Origin of the sequence: Streptomyces sp. NBC_01216 (genome assembly GCF_035994945.1) — a bacterium.
Classification (GTDB): domain Bacteria; phylum Actinomycetota; class Actinomycetes; order Streptomycetales; family Streptomycetaceae; genus Streptomyces.
In genome coordinates, this window is the sequence record NZ_CP108677.1 from 3136102 (window position 1) to 3151947 (window position 15846).

At 70.4% G+C, this 15846-nt stretch carries 20 protein-coding genes and 2 tRNA genes; 18 read left to right on the forward strand and 4 right to left on the reverse strand.

Features of this window, described 5'->3' with window-relative positions; translation table 11 throughout:
• Positions 1 to 178: 178 nt before the first annotated feature.
• A complete protein-coding gene (locus OG393_RS13575; protein ID WP_327374919.1) occupies positions 179 to 1570 on the forward strand; it encodes an NAD(P)/FAD-dependent oxidoreductase in 1392 nt (463 codons plus the stop codon).
• Between the two features lie 78 nt (positions 1571 to 1648).
• Here the strand turns inward: OG393_RS13575 and OG393_RS13580 are convergent.
• The 3 genes from OG393_RS13580 to OG393_RS13590 all read right to left on the reverse strand — a co-directional run bounded on the left by OG393_RS13580 (position 1649) and on the right by OG393_RS13590 (position 2731).
• Positions 1649 to 1712, reverse strand: a tRNA-Thr gene (locus OG393_RS13580).
• Positions 1713 to 1841: 129 nt separating this feature from the next.
• Positions 1842 to 2288, reverse strand: a complete 447-nt coding sequence (locus OG393_RS13585; RefSeq protein WP_327374920.1) for a hypothetical protein — start codon at positions 2286 to 2288, stop codon at positions 1842 to 1844.
• A gap of 14 nt (positions 2289 to 2302) precedes the next feature.
• Positions 2303 to 2731, reverse strand: coding sequence for an NUDIX hydrolase (locus tag OG393_RS13590; RefSeq protein WP_327374921.1), 429 nt, complete (start codon positions 2729 to 2731; stop codon positions 2303 to 2305).
• Between the two features lie 58 nt (positions 2732 to 2789).
• On the opposite strand from OG393_RS13590, the gene OG393_RS13595 reads away from it, so the two are divergent.
• From OG393_RS13595 to OG393_RS13675, 17 genes are all read left to right on the forward strand, one after another.
• The gene (locus OG393_RS13595) at positions 2790 to 3566 is read left to right on the forward strand and encodes a GntR family transcriptional regulator (RefSeq protein WP_327374922.1); all 777 of its coding nucleotides are present in this window, start codon (positions 2790 to 2792) and stop codon (positions 3564 to 3566) included.
• 171 nt (positions 3567 to 3737) lie between these two features.
• Entirely contained in the window at positions 3738 to 4973 is a 1236-nt protein-coding gene (locus tag OG393_RS13600; protein WP_327378420.1) for an IS701 family transposase, read from the forward strand.
• Between the two features lie 517 nt (positions 4974 to 5490).
• Positions 5491 to 5760 carry a DUF6284 family protein gene (locus tag OG393_RS13605; RefSeq protein ID WP_327374923.1) on the forward strand — a complete coding sequence of 90 codons (270 nt, stop codon included), beginning with the start codon at positions 5491 to 5493 and terminating at the stop codon, positions 5758 to 5760.
• Complete coding sequence (locus tag OG393_RS13610; protein ID WP_327374924.1) at positions 5760 to 6200, forward strand: hypothetical protein; 441 nt, start codon at positions 5760 to 5762, stop codon at positions 6198 to 6200. The genes OG393_RS13605 and OG393_RS13610 overlap by 1 nt, the downstream gene beginning before the upstream one ends.
• The gene (locus tag OG393_RS13615; protein ID WP_327374925.1) at positions 6197 to 7066 is read left to right on the forward strand and encodes a protein spdB; all 870 of its coding nucleotides are present in this window, start codon (positions 6197 to 6199) and stop codon (positions 7064 to 7066) included. Before OG393_RS13610 ends, OG393_RS13615 begins: the two co-directional genes overlap by 4 nt.
• Positions 7066 to 7389 (forward strand): RRQRL motif-containing zinc-binding protein, encoded by a 324-nt coding sequence (locus OG393_RS13620; protein WP_327374926.1) that lies wholly within the window; start codon positions 7066 to 7068, stop codon positions 7387 to 7389. Before OG393_RS13615 ends, OG393_RS13620 begins: the two co-directional genes overlap by 1 nt.
• Before the next feature lie 16 nt (positions 7390 to 7405).
• Complete coding sequence (locus tag OG393_RS13625) at positions 7406 to 7783, forward strand: DUF6251 family protein (RefSeq protein ID WP_327374927.1); 378 nt, start codon at positions 7406 to 7408, stop codon at positions 7781 to 7783.
• A 76-nt stretch (positions 7784 to 7859) separates the two neighbouring features.
• Positions 7860 to 8183 carry a hypothetical protein gene (locus OG393_RS13630; protein WP_327374928.1) on the forward strand — a complete coding sequence of 108 codons (324 nt, stop codon included), beginning with the start codon at positions 7860 to 7862 and terminating at the stop codon, positions 8181 to 8183.
• An 86-nt stretch (positions 8184 to 8269) separates the two neighbouring features.
• The gene (locus OG393_RS13635; protein ID WP_327374929.1) at positions 8270 to 10348 is read left to right on the forward strand and encodes a cell division protein FtsK; all 2079 of its coding nucleotides are present in this window, start codon (positions 8270 to 8272) and stop codon (positions 10346 to 10348) included.
• Between the two features lie 152 nt (positions 10349 to 10500).
• On the forward strand, positions 10501 to 10761 hold the full coding sequence (locus OG393_RS13640; RefSeq protein WP_327374930.1) for a hypothetical protein: 261 nt from the start codon (positions 10501 to 10503) through the stop codon (positions 10759 to 10761).
• Positions 10752 to 10940, forward strand: coding sequence for a hypothetical protein (locus tag OG393_RS13645; RefSeq protein ID WP_327374931.1), 189 nt, complete (start codon positions 10752 to 10754; stop codon positions 10938 to 10940). Before OG393_RS13640 ends, OG393_RS13645 begins: the two co-directional genes overlap by 10 nt.
• 10 nt (positions 10941 to 10950) lie before the next feature.
• Positions 10951 to 11214: a hypothetical protein gene (locus tag OG393_RS13650; protein WP_327374932.1), complete on the forward strand. Its 264-nt coding sequence runs from the start codon at positions 10951 to 10953 to the stop codon at positions 11212 to 11214.
• 84 nt (positions 11215 to 11298) lie between these two features.
• A complete protein-coding gene (locus OG393_RS13655) occupies positions 11299 to 12210 on the forward strand; it encodes a bifunctional DNA primase/polymerase (protein WP_327374933.1) in 912 nt (303 codons plus the stop codon).
• Complete coding sequence (locus tag OG393_RS13660; protein WP_327374934.1) at positions 12207 to 12557, forward strand: hypothetical protein; 351 nt, start codon at positions 12207 to 12209, stop codon at positions 12555 to 12557. The genes OG393_RS13655 and OG393_RS13660 overlap by 4 nt, the downstream gene beginning before the upstream one ends.
• Entirely contained in the window at positions 12554 to 13807 is a 1254-nt protein-coding gene (locus tag OG393_RS13665; RefSeq protein ID WP_327374935.1) for a DUF3631 domain-containing protein, read from the forward strand. The genes OG393_RS13660 and OG393_RS13665 overlap by 4 nt, the downstream gene beginning before the upstream one ends.
• 147 nt (positions 13808 to 13954) lie before the next feature.
• Complete coding sequence (locus OG393_RS13670; protein ID WP_327374936.1) at positions 13955 to 14161, forward strand: helix-turn-helix domain-containing protein; 207 nt, start codon at positions 13955 to 13957, stop codon at positions 14159 to 14161.
• A 65-nt stretch (positions 14162 to 14226) separates the two neighbouring features.
• A complete protein-coding gene (locus OG393_RS13675) occupies positions 14227 to 15615 on the forward strand; it encodes a tyrosine-type recombinase/integrase (RefSeq protein ID WP_327374937.1) in 1389 nt (462 codons plus the stop codon).
• Between the two features lie 46 nt (positions 15616 to 15661).
• On the opposite strand, the gene OG393_RS13680 is transcribed toward OG393_RS13675, so the two are convergent.
• Positions 15662 to 15735: transfer RNA gene (locus tag OG393_RS13680), tRNA-Thr, on the reverse strand.
• Positions 15736 to 15846 lie beyond the last annotated feature (111 nt).

Below are 15846 nucleotides of genomic sequence, written 5' to 3' on the forward strand. Positions count from 1 at the left end.
CACCGGGTCGCGCCGGCCGGGCGAGGAGCGTCCAGGCGGTGGACGCCCCGCCCGCCCCCGCCCGCTCCCGCCCGCCCCCGCCCCGCGGAACGACGAAATCCGCAGGCCCGGGACACGCCCTCATCAAGTAACCTCCCGCCCACGCGCCCCCGGCGGGCCCACAGGGACAGAGGACACCATGAGCAGCACGGTCAACGGCGGCATCTCGTTCTGGTACGCGCAGGAGGGCACCCCCGCCCCCCGCGAACCGCTGCCCGGGGACACCACCGCGGACGTGTGCATCGTGGGCGGCGGCTACACCGGACTGTGGACGGCGTACTACCTCAAGAAGGCTGTCCCCTTCCTCGACATCACGGTCCTCGAGGCCCGCTTCTGCGGCTACGGTGCCTCCGGACGCAACGGCGGCTGGCTCTACAACGGCATCGCGGGCCGGGACCGCTACGCCGAACTCCACGGCCACGAGGCCGCCGTCCGCCTCCAGAAGGCCATGAACGCCACGGTCGGCGAAGTCGTCGACGTCTGCCGGGACGAGAACATCGACGCCGACATCCACCGCGGCGGGGTCCTCGAAATAGCCCACTCCCCGGCCCAGTTGACCCGCCTCAAGAACTTCCACGCCGCGGAGCTGGCGTTCGGCGAGACGGACCGCGAACTCTACGGCGCCCGGGAGACCGCCGCGCGCGTCCGCGTCACCGGCGCCGTCGGCTCCGGCTGGACCCCACACGGCGCGCGCCTCCACCCCGTCAAGCTCGTCACGGGCCTCGCCTCGGCCGTCGAGGCCCTCGGCGTCACCGTCCACGAGTCCACCCCCGTCACCGAGATCAGACCCAAGCACGCCGTCACCCCGTACGGCACCGTCCGCGCCCCCTACGTCCTGCGCTGCACCGAGGGGTTCACGGCGTCCCTCGCCGGACAGCGCCGCACCTGGCTCCCCATGAACTCCTCGATGATCGCCACCGAGCCGCTCTCCGACGCCCAATGGGAGTCCATCGGCTGGAACGGCTTCGAGACGCTGGGCGACATGGCCCACGCCTACATGTACGCCCAGCGCACCGCCGACGGCCGCATCGCCCTCGGCGGCCGGGGCGTCCCCTACCGCTACGGCTCCCGGACCGACAACGACGGACGCACCAGCCCGGCGACCGTGGCGGCGCTGCGCGAGATCCTGATCCGCTTCTTCCCCGGCCTTGCGGGGGTCGGCATCGCCCACGCCTGGTCCGGCGTCCTCGGTGTTCCCCGGGACTGGTGCGCCGGCGTCACCCTCGACCGCTCCACGGGGCTCGGCTGGGCCGGCGGCTACGTCGGCTCCGGCGTCGCCACCGCGAACCTCGCGGCCCGCACCCTGCGGGACCTGATCCAGCAGGACTCGGGCCAGTCGGGCCCCACCGACCTGACCACGCTGCCCTGGGTCGGCCACAAGGTCCGCACGTGGGAACCGGAACCGCTGCGCTGGCTCGGGGTCCGGACGATGTACGCGGCCTACCGTGCGGCGGACCGCCGCGAGTCGACGGCGCACTCGGCCGCTACGGACCGCATCGCCGCCGTGGCGGACCGCCTCTCGGGCCGCTGAATCGATTCCCCCGACCCACCGGGCCCCGCACACGCGCGTGTCCCGGACCGCGACGGTCCGGGACACGGGTTTCGCCTGAGCCCCCTGTCGGATTCGAACCGACGACCTACGCATTACAAGTTGTCGGATCTTGATCCGAGGCTGTCCGTGCTCGTACACAACGCCAGCTCAGTGGCCACTACGAACCACAACGGAACAGTGCGGACCACTGCGGACGGTTTGTCAACCGAGACCCCGAGTGAGACCAGGGTCATCGCTCGAACGCCCGGACCTAGGCCCGCCCCTCGGTGCTCGGAACCGTGATGTGCAGCTGGTGAAGGCCAGAGAGGGCGGCGTGGAACGCGGCCGCGATCTCCCGCGCCTTCTCCTCGCCCTCGATCGCGCTCAGCGAGATGTAGTCAGGGCCGATGTTGGCCTGAGTGACTGTTCCCGCGAGTACCAAGGCTTCGACCGCAGACCGCAGAACCGCCAATGACTGCTCCGGGATGAGTGGCCCTCTGCTGGCGAAAGCGTCCAGCTCCACCTTCCAGCGTTGACCCTGACGAGCGATACACACAAAGATCGCATTGCTCGCTTTGGCGCTTTTGTAGGCCGCGTGGTGGGCTTCCGGCTCGGTGCAATCGGGGATGTGGGTTGCTTGGAGAGGCATTCCAGGCGTCGACATGGCCACATCGTTGCAGGAGCCCGCGCCGTTGATCAGGCGAACGCCCATGCCCACGGCGAGATGTCTGGTCAGGCAGACTCAAGCAGGCGGCGGCCGTCGTGCGAGCGGACGTGGGGGGCGCTCGCGACATCAAGGGCATCGAGCACGCGCACTGCGTAAACCTCCCCCATCGCCTTCTCGGCTTCCTCGGGAGTCAGCCACTCCACGGCGGTCGACTCACTCGACGTCTGCTCAACGCCGGCGACTGGCCGACACCGGAAGACGAGAGCCACCACACCCCGAGTCATGTTCTTGTAGACCCCCGTCAGTCGCTCGACTGAGACACGGATACCTGTCTCTTCGAGGACCTCGCGCGCCGCGCCATCCTCGGGGCGTTCATCCAGTTCGAGGACGCCTCCAGGCGGTTCCCAGGTGCCATTGTCTGCGCGCCGGATGACCAGGACGCGGCCGTCATCACGGACCACCACCCCAGCAACCGAGACCGAGTGAAGCGGCATAGACGCGCCCTCCGGGTAGCGTTGCTTATGTACAGGAGCCTAGGAGGAACAGTAGGACATGCCCACTCCTTCCCGAGACTCAGGAAAGCCGAAGTACCTACAGATCGCGGACGACCTGGTTCAGCAGATCAAGGAACAGATCCTCGCGCCGGGCGAGCAGGTACCCAGCGAGTCCGGACTGATGAAGAAGTACGCCACGTCTCAAGGAACTGTCCGCAAGGCGTTCGCTGAGCTGCGAGCCACCGGGCTTATCGAGACGCGGCACGGCAAGGGCTCGTTCGTGAAACGACGCCCGCCCGTCCGGCGAAAGTCGTCGGACCGTTTCCGTCGTTCGCACCGCACGGCGGGCAAAGCGGCCTACCTGGCAGAGGCAGAGCAGGCGGGCAGCATGCCCAGCGTCAGCGTCCTGTACGTAGGACCGACCGAGGCCCCAGACGAGATCGCGGAGCGGCTGTCGGTTCCGGTCGGCGCGAAGGTGCTGGCGCGGCGCCGCCTGTACTTCAGCGACGGCATCCCCACGGAGGAAGCCACGTCCTACCTCCCGTGGGACATCGCGAAGGACATCCCCGAGCTATTCGAGGAGAACCCCGGCGGCGGCGGGATCTACGCCCGACTTGAGGAGCACGGGCACACCCTGAAGGAGCTGTCAGAGACGGTCCGGGTCCGCCTCGCAACCAAGCAAGAGATCGGTGCACTGAGCCTGAGCCCCGGTTCGCCCATCATTCATCTGACGCGGAACGCGGAATCTGAAGGTGGCCGAATCATTGAGGTCTGCGACACCTTCATGGCGGCTGACCAGTTCGTTTTGGAGTACCGCATCCCTGCGGGTGACTGAAACACACAGCCCCTAGTACTCCAGCTGTAGATCGCGATCTTGATGGTCGGGGCTGGTCCGGGAACGGGTGCGGCCACCGGTGATCATCGGTGTGTGAAGACAGAAGATCAGACGGTGGCCGCAGGCCACAGCATAGATCCCGCCCGCTGGCAGGAAGCGTTCGAGGTCCTGATGGGCCGTATCGCGGGACGGTTCGTCCGGGTGGAACCCCGGCGCCGGGCACGGGCGTTCGTGCTCGGGCTGTTGTCGGACCTGCCGCGCAAGAACTGCTGGACGCTCGCCGAGCATGCCGGGGACGCGACCCCGTACGGTCTGCAGCACCTGCTGTCGAGGGCCAAGTGGGATGCCGACGCGGTACGCGACGACGTCCGCGGCTTCGTCGTCGAGCACCTGCGCCACGAGGACGCGGTGCTGGTCGTGGATGAGACCGGCGACCTGAAGAAGGGCACGCACACGGTGGGCGTGCAGCGCCAGTACACCGGCACCGCCGGACGCATCGAGAACAGTCAAGTCGCTGTCTACCTTGCCTACTCCACCCCGCTCGGGCACGCGGCGATCGACCGGGAGCTGTACGTCCCACGTTCCTGGGCCGAGGACACGGCCCGCTGCCGGGCCGCCGGGATCCCCGACGCCGTCGGCTTCACCACGAAACCTGCTCTCGCCGCCCGGATGATCGGCCGCGCACTGGACGCCGGCGTCTCCGCATCCTGGGTGGCCGGCGATGAGGTCTACGGAGGCAACCCGCACCTGCGAACCGAGCTGGAGAGGCGCGAGATCGGCTACGTACTCGCCATCGCCCGCGACCACCAGATCACCACCCACGCGGGCAAACTCCGCGCCGACGCCCTGGTCAAGAAGCTGCCGAAGCGGGCCTGGCAGAAACTGTCCGCCGGCGCCGGAGCCAAAGGGCACCGCTTCTACGACTGGGCCCTGGCCGACATCGCCGACGACCGGCCCGGCAACCATCAGCTACTCGTCCGCCGCAACCGGCGCACCGGCGAACTCGCCTTCTACCGCTGCTACTCAGCGACCCAGGTTCCGCTGTCCACCCTGGTGCAGGTCGCCGGACGCAGATGGACGGTCGAGGAGACCTTCCAGTCCGGCAAAGGCCTGGCCGGACTGGACGAACACCAGGTCAGACGCTGGACGTCCTGGCACCGCTGGGTCACCCTCGCGATGCTCGCCCACGCCTTCCTCACCGTCGTCCGCGCCGAGGAACACGCCCGCCACCCCGGGCCGGACAGGCTGATACCGCTCACCTGCAACGAGATCCAGCGCCTGTTCAACGCGCTCGTCGTCCCGCTCGTCCACGGTGCGGCTCACTGGCTCGACTGGTCCCACTGGCGACGCCGCCACCAGGCCCGATCCCAGGCCAGCCACTATCAGCGACAAGCCGTTCAGGAATGAAGATCGCGATCTACAGCTGGAGTACTAGCCCCAACCCGCCGCAGCAAGTTCGCGCGGCGGGTTGACTCATGTACAGGAGTTAGGCACTCTCATACCTGTCACTCCTACACATGAGTACATAAGTGCAGGTGCCGAGAACGCACACCTGCTTGACCTGCACGAATGGGCGCCGATCCTTCGGGTTCGGCGTCAAGGGGCCCGGGATAGATCGGGCCGAGGCGACCGGCGCCTGGTCAGTCCGGATGGTTTAGACCGCAAGGTCACGTCTCCATACGCCTACAACGCGGGACATGCAGCGCTACCTGATACGGGCGCTGCACCCGCGAAGGAGACATTCCACCAACTCAACTCCGCAGTGCACGCTGCGGCCGGTTGCCTCCCCCGCCCGTCCGGTCCGCTTCACGCGGTGCCGTACGGGCGGGGCTGAGGGGAGCCGGATGGTTCCAACGGCGAGACCCCCGGGGGTGCCACCCCGGGGGTCTCTGTGAGCCGTTCCTGTATGAGAGGAACTGACCCAATGAAGAGCATCGCAGCATTTCAGGCTGTTGTTACGGCCGCCCCGTTCGACGGTGAGCCGTCGGACGCCGAGCTGGACGCGATCGAGACGGAGATGCCCGCCATCCTGGCGGACGTCGCCCTGCTGGACGCGCAGATCATGACCATCGACCGCACCCCGACCGAGCTGGACGAGCGGCGTATCCGCCGGGCCCGCCGACGGGTCCTGGCGGCACGCCGGGAGCTGGCCAACCGGTCGGCCGTCGTGAGCCTGTCGGGGGGTGCGGCCTGATGGACGGTCGCTTCGATCTCACCGCGTACGACCGCAGCCGGATCCTCGCCGCCCGGCAGGTCCTGGCGGACGCGCAGTCCGTGAGTCTGCTGGATGGGTCCGCCATGGCCCGGATGATCGGCCGCCTTGAGGTGACCGTGGAACAGCTCGTCGAGATGGTCGACGGCCCGCCCGCCGGCACTCCGGTGCGGTGCCCGGCCGCGCACCCGGAGGACGCAACGCCGTGCGGGGGCCCGGTCGTCGTGACCGTCATCGACGCGCAGAACGCGGGCGCCGACGGGTGCGAGCACCACGCCGCCCGCATGCTGGCCTCGATCAGCGGCGCTCACCCGGTCGCCAAGCCCGACGCCCCCGCCGGGGTGGCCGCACGAGTCTTCCGCACCGCCCACCACACCCACCCCTTCCCGTGGCGGGGGAACCAGGCGGGGGGTGCGGCATGAGCGCCAAGGCCGCGAAGACGGTTCTTCCCGCGGTCGCGATGACGGCGGTGTCCATGGTCCTGACGCTGGCCGTGGTCGTGATGTGGCTCGGCACCTCGATGCCGTGGCTGATCGCCCTGGTGGTCGGTCTCGGGATCGACGGCGGGTGGCTCGCGACCCTCGCCTACGAACGCCGTCTTGCCGCGCAGGGGGACCACTCCACCCCTGTCACGGCGGTGGGCTGGGGCTTCGGCCTGGTCGCCACGGGCGTCCTGGTAGCCCACGCCGTCACCGCCGACGAAAGCGCCGGCGCGTGGCTCGCGGTCGCCTGGCTGCCCCTGGCCGCGAAAGCCCTGTGGCTGGTCCACGGGCTGTGGGAGCGCACCGCGCTGACCGGGTCCGCGCTGGAGGCGATCCAGGGCATCCAGCAGGAAGCCCGCGACGAAGCCGCCGTCGCCCGTGCCCGGCTGCGGGCCGAGGCGGGCACGGAGGAAACGCGTCTGGCGGCTGTGACGCAGGCCGGGGCGCGCGTCGCACGCGTCCAGGCACAGACCGCCACCACCCTCGCCCGGGCCTGGTCGATGCTGGAGAGCACCCGGTCCGGGAAGGACACCGGCAGGGCGCTGACCAGCGTGACGACCCGCGTCACGCCCGGCGTCACACCCACGTGGGAGCTGCCCGTGTGGGGCCCCACCAACCCCGTCCCGGCGCTGGACGCGGCCCCCGCGCTGACGGATGCGGAGCTGGACCGGTTGGTGGATGAGATCCGGCACAGCGAGACCCCGGCCCTGTCCTACCGGGAGATGTCCACCCGGTTCCGGGCCGCCGGGCACTCCGCCTCCGAGGTCCGGCTGCGGGGCGCGTGGAAGCGCGTCGCGGTCGCCTGATGGCCGACGTCTACCGGTGGCGTCTCGCCCCCGATGGTCTGGCCACCCGCCGTCAGCTCCGCGCCCTGGGGCTACGGCCGGGTGGTCAGGACGTCGTCGCCGAACTCCACCGCCCCCGCCGCCGACGGGGCCCGCTGGTCGCCTACCTCTACCGGGTCGACCGGGCCAAGCCCGTCCGCCCCATGACTCCGGCCCGCGCCACTGCTCTGGCTGCGGCGATGCTCGCCCGCCGGACCTGCCCCAACTGCCGTACCGACGTGGGGTACTGCATCCCGCGCTCGCTCGGCATGTGCGTCACCTGCCATGACGCCCCTGCCGCCTGACCCGAAGGGACACCACATGGACCACCTGCCCGCCCCCCGACCCCCGTCCGTCGTGCGCCTCCCCGATGGCACCCCCGCCTATGCCGACCAGCTTCCTGCCACCTATCAGCCCACCAACGCCGTGCCGCAGGTGGTGCACGTCCACCAGGCACCCCCGGACCGCACCGTTCAGCGCCTCGCGCTCGGCTCCGGCATGGGCGCCGGGGCCGTCGCCGCCGGCGTCTACTTCGGCCCCCTCCTCGTCGGCGCGCTCACCGCGATCGCCGCGAACCTGGCGATCCTCGCGTTCCTCGCCGTCGCCCTGACCTGGGGCGTGGTGACCGTCGTGAAGTCGGTCGGCGGTGCGGACGGCCAGGCCGCCACGTCGTCGCTGCGTAGGGGCCGCCGTCGCTGACGGCCCTCTGTCCGCCCGGTCTCGCAACCGGGCGGGCGGAGGGCCGGACAGACCGGCCCCACCAGGGAGGTTCACCGTGTACAGCTACACCCGAGCCGAGTCCCGCGAGCGCGCCCGCCTGTTCCGCAAGGGCTTCAAGCAGGCCCTTGCCGACTGTGTCGACAGCAAGGTCACCGCCCGCATCGCGGCCATCGACGCCGCGGCCGCCGAGCGCGGGCAGCGGGAGCTGAAGGCGCTGCACGAGGTGCAGGCCACCGCCCGCCAGAACCTGGCCGCCGCGAAGGCCGCCGAGCGCACCGCACCCCGCACGGAGCGGGCCGCCGCCCGCCAGGCCCGCAAGGACGCCGAGCAGCGCGTACGCCTCGCGGAGCGGGCCGTTCACAAGGCCGAGCGGAGCTGAGCGGGGACGGCCGGCCCCGGCCAAGGAAACCGGCCACCCCCTTCTTTCCCCCGGTCCCGAACCATCGAGCAGGAGGAAGTACCAGCATGACGGACACCGCCGCCCCGGCCGCGCATCTGCGGCCGGTCCCCGACCTGAACGACGACCACGAACCGGCCGTGCCCGTCGCGGTCGACAACCCCGCCCTGCCCGAGCCGAAGGTGAGCGTGGAGAAGCGCAAGCCGGTGCTTGCCGGGTGGCTGACCGACCGGCGCGACTTCACCGCCACCGCCCGCCACGCCGGGGCGAACGCCGGATACAGCGCCCTGTTCCACGGCGTGCGGCTCCCGGTGTATGCCGGGCGGCTTGCGCTGATGTCGCCGCGGGGAGCCTGTCGGTTCATCGCCACCACCAACCGGTGGGTCTGGGACCGCGAAGCCGCACCGTTGCGGGCCGCCGCCGTGCGTGCGGAGGATGTGGAGGAGTACATGCGCCTGGCTCGGCTGCGGGCCGGGCGGGTGCGGCTGCGGGGCCTGGTCGCCCTGGTTGCCGCCGTGTTCGGCGTCGGCTTCGCCCTGTGGCTCTACGTCATGGCCCCCGCGCTGATGTACGCGTTCGCGGCCGGCGGGGTGCTGCTGCTCGGCATGGCCGGTCAGCAGCCCGACGCCCCCGTGATCGGCCCCGCCGTCCTGAAGACGGAGGTGCAGAAGCTCACCGGCAGCATCGTGCTGCGCGGTCTCGACTCGATCGGGAGCGCGAAGATCTCCGCCGCGATCAAGAAGGGCGGCGAGATGAACGGGCTGCGCTTCACCAGCGAGATCGTCCGTGACGGCCCCGGCTACCGTGCTGACCTCGATCTCCCGTATGGGGTGACGCCCGAGGACATCATGGAGGCCCGTAAGCCCTTGGCGTCCGGGTTGCGCCGCAAGGTCGGCTGTGTCTGGCCCTCACCCGATCCGGCCGAGCACGAGGGGCGGTTGGTGCTGTGGGTGGGGGACAAGCCGATGAACGAGACCACCAAACCCGCCTGGCCGCTGCTGAAGTCCGGCACGGTCGATCTGTTCCGCCCGGTGGTGTTCGGCAACGACCAGCGGATGCGTGACGTGTCCGTGACGCTGATGTTCGCGGCCGTGGTCGTCGGCTCGATCCCTCGGATGGGCAAGACGTTCCTGATGCGGCTGTTCCTCCTGATCGCCGCACTCGACCCGCGCGCGGAGCTGCACGCGTTCGACTTCAAGGGCACCGGCGACTTCGGAGCCCTGGAACCCGTCTGCCACCGCTACCGCGCAGGCGAGGAGAACGACGACATCGAATACGTCCTGGACGCGCTGCGGGAGCTGAAGGAGGAGCTGCGCCGGCGGGCGAAGGTCATCAAGTCCCTGCCGCGCTCCCGCTGCCCGGAATCCAAGGTCACCCCCGAACTGGCCAGCGACAAGAGCCTGGGGCTGCACCCGATCGTGGCCGGGTTCGATGAGTGCCAGGTGCCGTTCGAGCACGAGGAGCATGGCAAGGAGATCGAGGCGATCTGCACCGACCTCGTGAAGCGGGGCCCGGCTCTGGGGATCGTGACGCTGTTCGGGACGCAGCGGCCGGACGCGAAGTCGCTGCCGACCGGGATCAGCGCGAACGCGGTGCTGCGGTTCTGCCTCAAGGTCATGGGGCAGCCCGCCAACGACATGGTGCTGGGGACGTCGATGTACAAGGCGGGGTACCGGGCCACGATGTTCTCCCGCTCGGATCGGGGCATCTGCTGGATGGCCGGTGAGGGGGACGACCCGCGCATCGTGGCGTCCGCGTTCGTGGACGCGGTGGCCGCCGAGCAGATCGCCGCCCGCGCCCGCCAGGTCCGCGAGGAGTACGGCAACGTCACCGGCCACGCCATCGGCGCGGGCCCGGAGAAGTCCGGGCAGTCCGATGTGCTGGCCGACGTCCTCGCCGTCATCGCCCCCGACGAGAAGGCCGTCTGGTGCGAGCGCATCGCCGCCCGCTTGGCCGGCGCGCAGCCGGACGTCTATGGCGGGTGGAAGGGCGAGAACGTCACCGCCGCCCTCAAGCCCCACGGCATCAAGGCCGGGCAGGTCTGGGGCCAGACCGACACCGGTGAGGGCAAGAACCGGCGCGGCATCGACCGCGCCGACATCACCGCAGCCATCACCCGCCGTAACCAGAACAAGGCTGCTGCCTGACCCCAGCAGCGCTGCTAGGTCTAGCACCCCAGGCTGCTAGGTCTAGCACCCCCGCTAGCACCCCGAACCCTCCCTGAGCTGCGACCTAGCGTCTAGCAGCCCACCTGCGGAAACACCCGGAAACCCGCCTGACGAAGGGATGTGAGCCCCTCGTGGCGCTCGCTAGCCTCCTCATCCTCCTCACCGCCGCCGGTTACGCAGTGTTGTGCGCGATGCGGCCGTTCGCCCCGTGCCGGAAGTGTTCCGGCATCGGCGTCCGCACCCGCCGCCGCGCCGTCACCGTCTGCCGGCGCTGCCATGGCGACCGCGCCCGACTCCGCATCGGGCGCCGGCTGCTGAACGACAGCCGCAGCATCCACGCGGCCGGCACCCGACCCCAGCCCACCGACCGGAAGGCCACCCCATGGCAGTGACCCTGTCCCTTGTCGCTCTCTTCGGACTCGTCCTGTTCTTCCTGCTGCGGTCCGGCAGCCTCACCCCGGGCGGAGCGTTCACCGCTGCCGGGTTCGGGTTCTTCCTCGCTTCCACCGGAGCCGCCGGACCCATCAACGAGATGGCCACCGCCCTCATCGACGCCCTCCCCAACATCTGAGGAGCATCCCGTGCGACTGCGCCTCCAGCTCACCGGCTGGGACCGCCGGACCCTGACCCTCACCGACACCCCCCGCCCCGACTGCCCGCTCTGCGACGGGCACGGCGGGCTCGCCTACGACTACGGCGACCACAACGGGGAGTACGCCGGCACCGAGTGGGACCCCTGCACCTGCTGGGACGAAACCCGCCGCTGGACCCTGATCCGCTGCCCGCGCATCCGTCGTCGCCGCCGTGGCGTGCGCGACCCGTGGAGCAACGAACCGCCCTTCTGACATGCACGAGGGCGGCCCCCGCCTCGCCAAAGTCTGGGGCCGCCCTCGTCTGCCAGCACTTCTCACAGAACTGGAGACACCAGCATGACCCAACCCACCCCCATCGGGCGAGTGCCCGACCTCCTGTCCGCCGCGCTGGGTGCGGCCGAGCGCGGGTGGCACGTCTTCCCGCTCCGCCCCCGCGACAAGCGCCCCGCCCTCCACGGAGAGACCACCTGCCCCGGCACCGGCGACTGCACGGGCGGGCACCGGAAGTGGGAGCAGCGGGCCACCACCGACCACGACCGCATCCGCGCCGCGTGGTCGGCGGGCGCGTTCAACGTCGGTGTGGCCACGGGCCCGTCCGGGCTGGTCGTGGTGGACCTGGACCCGGTCAAGGCGAAGGATCCGAAAGGAACGCCTGACGGCGTGACTTCCCTGCAAGCGCTCTGCGAGCGCGCCGGCAAGGCCGTCCCCGCCACCTACCGGACCCGGACCGCGAGCGGCGGGCACCACCTGTACTTCACCGCCCCGCCCGGGGTGAGGCTCGGCAACAGCGCGGGCAGGCTCGGCAAGCACATCGACACCCGCGCCCACGGCGGCTACGTCGTCGCCGCGGGCAGCGTCCTCCCTGGCGGTGCGTACGAAGTGGTCGACCCCACCGCACCCGTTCCGCTCCCGGAATGGCTGCACGCCCTCCTGACGCCCCATCAGTCGTCGCGTGCATTGACGGCCGCGCCCGTGCCGGTACGGGCCTCCAGGTACGCGGCAGCGGCTCTCAGGGCCGAAACGGCGGCCGTCGCGAGGGCCGGGGAGGGGGTGCGGAACTGGACGCTGGTTCGGGCCGCCCGCGCTCTGGGGCGGTTCATCCCGCCCGGCGACCTCGACCGCCATGAGGTCGAGCAGGCTCTTAATTCGGCGGGATTGGCGGCCGGCCTCCGCGAGAACGAGTGCCGCGCCGCCGTGACCAGCGCTCTGAACTGGTCCATCGCCAACAACCCCGGGCGCCCGGCATGACCACCACCCCCAGGAATCCCCGCCTTAAGAGCCTGCCTGCCACCCCGAACACCCCGCAGGCCGCCAACGCCACCGCAGCACGGAGGACCGGTGGCGAGCCGAAAGGCGTCGCCGGAGGCGTCCGCGTTGCTGTTCTCCCTGACCCGCGCACGGTCACGGTGACCGGCATCCGCCCCGGACTCACGGTGCGCGGGCTCGGCCGCAACCAGATCCCCACGGCTGACTGGCTCTGCGCCTGCGGCCACCACGAACGCGCCCGGGGCCGCGACCGCGTCACCGAACTGACCACCCGCGCCCGCGTCGACCACTGCCCGCACACCGAGCAGCACCGGAGGAACGCCGCATGAACACGCCCGCCCAGCAGACCAAGGCACCCATCGACGGCGCCGCCCTCCTCGACCAGGTGGAAGCCTTCCACCGCCGGTTCAACGTCTTCCCCACCGAGTCCGCCTACGTCGCGGTCGCCCTGTGGGACGCACACGCCCACCTGATCGACTGCTTCGAGACCACCCCCCGCATCGCGTTCCTCTCCCCGGAACCCGGATCGGGAAAGTCCCGGGCGCTGGAGATCGTGGAACTCCTCACCCCCCGCCCCATGAGCACGGTGTCCGCGTCCGCGAACGCCCTCTACCGGCTGGTCGACTCCGCCGAGGGACTGCCCACCGTCCTGTTCGACGAGGTGGACACCATCTTCGGCCCCAAGGCCGGGGCGGACGAGGCGCTCCGCGGGTTCCTGAACGCCGGATACCGGCGCATCGGCGGGGCCCTGCGGTGCGTCGGGGACGGCTCCAACCAGAACGCCCAGGTGTTCGGCTCCTACTGCGCCGTCGCCATGGCCGGACTCGGCTCCCTCCCCGACACCGTGCTGACGCGGTCGGTCATCATTCGGATGCGGAAGCGGGCCCCCAACGAGAAGGTCGAGTCCTACCGGCAGCGCATCCACGAGAAGCAGGGCCACGCCCTGCGCGACCAGGTCGCGAAGTGGGCCGACACCGTCCGCGACCAGGTCGCCAACGCCTGGCCCGAGATGCCCGACGGGGTCACCGACCGGCCCGCCGACGTCTGGGAGCCGCTTCTCGCCGTCGCGGACGCGGCCGGTGGAGCCTGGCCCGCCCGGGCCCGGGCCGCCTGCCTGGACCTGATCAACGCCGGTCAGGACAACGACGAAGCATCGTTGGGGGTCCGACTGCTGACCGACCTGCGCGACACCGTGTTCTGCGGCGCGGACCGGGTGCCCACCGCCGTCATCCTCGAAATCCTGCTCCGCATGGACGACGCCCCCTGGGGCGACCTGGACGACAAGCCGCTGAACTCCCGGACGCTCGCCAAGCTCCTCGGGCAGTACGTCACCCCGGCCATCAAGCCCATCAAGCCGCGAGGCATTCGCACCGCCTCCGGCACCCCGAAGGGCTACTACGCGGAAGACCTCGTGGACGCCTGGACGCGGTACTGCCCTCCGCCCCCCGAGGAATCCGCAACATCCGCCACGTCCGCCACACCGCAGGTCAGCGGGGGTGAATCCGTGGCGGATACCGCCACAACCACCCGCCACATGTCTGCGGAATCCGCCACACCGCTCTTCCCGGTCGCGGGCTGACCTCCAGCGTCACCAGGTGCCGCCACACGACTGCCATCCGCCACAAACGCAGGCCCCTGACCTGCGGTGTGGCGGCGTGGCGGACGTTGCGGACCTCACAAGAAGGGGGCAGGAAGCCCCCGGATTCGCCACCGAGGAGGCATTCCGTTGAGCACCGCCACGCGAGTCATCGAGCCCCTTCTCTACACCCCCGAGGAAGCCGCCGAAGCCCTCCGGCTCGGCCGCTCCACCGTCTACGAGCTGATGGCCGACGGTGCCCTGGAGTACGTGAAGCAGGGCCGCTGCCGCCGCATCAAGGTCGCCGTGCTGAAGGCGTTCGTCGCCGGGATGCCGTCGGAGACCACCACCCACTGACCCACGACCCGAAGCGCGGGCCGGAGGACACTCTCCGGCCCGCGCTTCGGCGCGCAAGGAGCACGATGAGCCCCCGAAAAGCCAACCTCGAATCGTCCATCTACCTCGGCAGCGACGGCTGGTGGCACGGCCGCGTCACCATGGGCACCAGGAACGACGGCAGCCCCGACCGCCGACACCGCCGCGCCAAGACTGAGGCTGAAGTCAAGCGCAAGGTGCGGGAGTTGGAGAAGCTCCGCGACGAGGGGCGGGCGCCCGTCGCCGGACGCAAGCCCACCGTCGAACAGTGGATGACCACCTACCTGACCACCATCGCGAGCCTGAAACTCAAGCCCCGCTCCCTGGACGACTACTGGTCCAAAACCCGCAACGACATCATCCCCGGACTCGGTCAGCACCGGATCGACAAGCTCCAGCCCGAGCACCTGGAACGCTGCTACGCCGACATGCTCCGCGCCGGCCACGCCCCGTCCCACGTGCTCAAGGTGCACCGCATCCTCTCCCGCGCCCTGAAGATCGCCCACCGTCGCCGGATGATCGCGGAAAACGTCGCCACCCTCGTCGACCCGCCCACCGTCGATGAGACCGAAGCGAACCCGTTCACCATGGAGGAGGCGAAAGCGTTCCTGCTCGCCGCAGCGAAGCGGCCCACCTTCATGCGCTGGCTCGTCGGCGTTGGGATGGGCTTCCGGCAGGGCGAGAGCCTGGGGCTCCGGTGGAAGTACGTCGACCTGGAAGCCGAGCTGTTCAACCCGCAGTGGCAGCTCCAACGCCTCACCTGGCGCCACGGCTGCGCAGACCCCCACCTCTGCGGCGAACGCCTCCACCGCTTCGATTTCTGCCCGCCCCACTGCACCCGGCACAAGGGCTACAAGCGGGGCTGCCCGAAGCCGTGCCCGCCCGGCTGCACCCGCCACGCGAGCACCTGCCCGGACCGGAAGGGCGGCGGACTCGCCTTCACCCGGCCCAAGACCAAGAAGAGCCGCAACGCCGTCCCCATCCCCTCCCCCTTCATCCCCTACCTCCGCGACCACAAAAAGCAGCAGACCGCTCTACAGGCGGCGGCCGGGGAGGAATGGCAGGAGTTCGACGCGGTATTCACGCGCCCGGACGGCCGGCCGATCGACCCCCGGGACGACTGGGAGGAATTCAAGGAACTCCTCGAAGAGGCCGGGATCAGCGATCGGCGGCTCTACGACGGCAGTCGCCACACCGCCGGCACCATCCTCAACGAACTGGGGGTGGACATGCCGACCATCATGGAGATCCTTCGCCACACCCAGATCAGCCAGACCCGCCGCTACGTCAAGGGGCGCTCAGCTCTCTCCAAGGACGCCATGCTGCGCATGGGCAACGCCTTCACACCGGGCCAGCCCACAGGCCCCTCTGAGACCAGAACTGAGACCCCTGGCACCCGTACGGAGCGCTCACGGCGGCGCCGCCGCATCCGCTGACGACAGAAGTCCAGGTCAGACGACATCTGACCTGGGCTTCACGGTGAGCCCCCTGTCGGATTCGAACCGACGACCTACGCATTACAAGTGCGGCGCTCTGGCCAGCTGAGCTAAGGAGGCATAGCCCGCGCTCTACCGTGCGCGCGAAGGCTCCCCCACTCTACACAGCGCCGACAATCCCCCGCGACGGACTTCCGGCCCCCGCGGCGCCCCCGCCACACGCCCGCCGAC

Excerpts from the sequence above, each read along its gene's own strand:
- OG393_RS13575 (WP_327374919.1), top strand. The coding sequence starts at position 179 with ATGAGCAGCACGGTCAACGGCGGCATCTCGTTCTGGTACGCGCAGGAG.
- OG393_RS13590 (WP_327374921.1), bottom strand. The coding sequence starts at position 2,731 with ATGCCGCTTCACTCGGTCTCGGTTGCTGGGGTGGTGGTCCGTGATGAC.
- OG393_RS13595 (WP_327374922.1), top strand. The coding sequence starts at position 2,790 with ATGCCCACTCCTTCCCGAGACTCAGGAAAGCCGAAGTACCTACAGATC.
- OG393_RS13600 (WP_327378420.1), top strand. The coding sequence starts at position 3,738 with ATGGGCCGTATCGCGGGACGGTTCGTCCGGGTGGAACCCCGGCGCCGG.
- OG393_RS13605 (WP_327374923.1), top strand. The coding sequence starts at position 5,491 with ATGAAGAGCATCGCAGCATTTCAGGCTGTTGTTACGGCCGCCCCGTTC.
- OG393_RS13610 (WP_327374924.1), top strand. The coding sequence starts at position 5,760 with ATGGACGGTCGCTTCGATCTCACCGCGTACGACCGCAGCCGGATCCTC.
- OG393_RS13615 (WP_327374925.1), top strand. The coding sequence starts at position 6,197 with ATGAGCGCCAAGGCCGCGAAGACGGTTCTTCCCGCGGTCGCGATGACG.
- OG393_RS13620 (WP_327374926.1), top strand. The coding sequence starts at position 7,066 with ATGGCCGACGTCTACCGGTGGCGTCTCGCCCCCGATGGTCTGGCCACC.
- OG393_RS13625 (WP_327374927.1), top strand. The coding sequence starts at position 7,406 with ATGGACCACCTGCCCGCCCCCCGACCCCCGTCCGTCGTGCGCCTCCCC.
- OG393_RS13635 (WP_327374929.1), top strand. The coding sequence starts at position 8,270 with ATGACGGACACCGCCGCCCCGGCCGCGCATCTGCGGCCGGTCCCCGAC.
- OG393_RS13645 (WP_327374931.1), top strand. The coding sequence starts at position 10,752 with ATGGCAGTGACCCTGTCCCTTGTCGCTCTCTTCGGACTCGTCCTGTTC.
- OG393_RS13655 (WP_327374933.1), top strand. The coding sequence starts at position 11,299 with ATGACCCAACCCACCCCCATCGGGCGAGTGCCCGACCTCCTGTCCGCC.
- OG393_RS13660 (WP_327374934.1), top strand. The coding sequence starts at position 12,207 with ATGACCACCACCCCCAGGAATCCCCGCCTTAAGAGCCTGCCTGCCACC.
- OG393_RS13665 (WP_327374935.1), top strand. The coding sequence starts at position 12,554 with ATGAACACGCCCGCCCAGCAGACCAAGGCACCCATCGACGGCGCCGCC.
- OG393_RS13675 (WP_327374937.1), top strand. The coding sequence starts at position 14,227 with ATGAGCCCCCGAAAAGCCAACCTCGAATCGTCCATCTACCTCGGCAGC.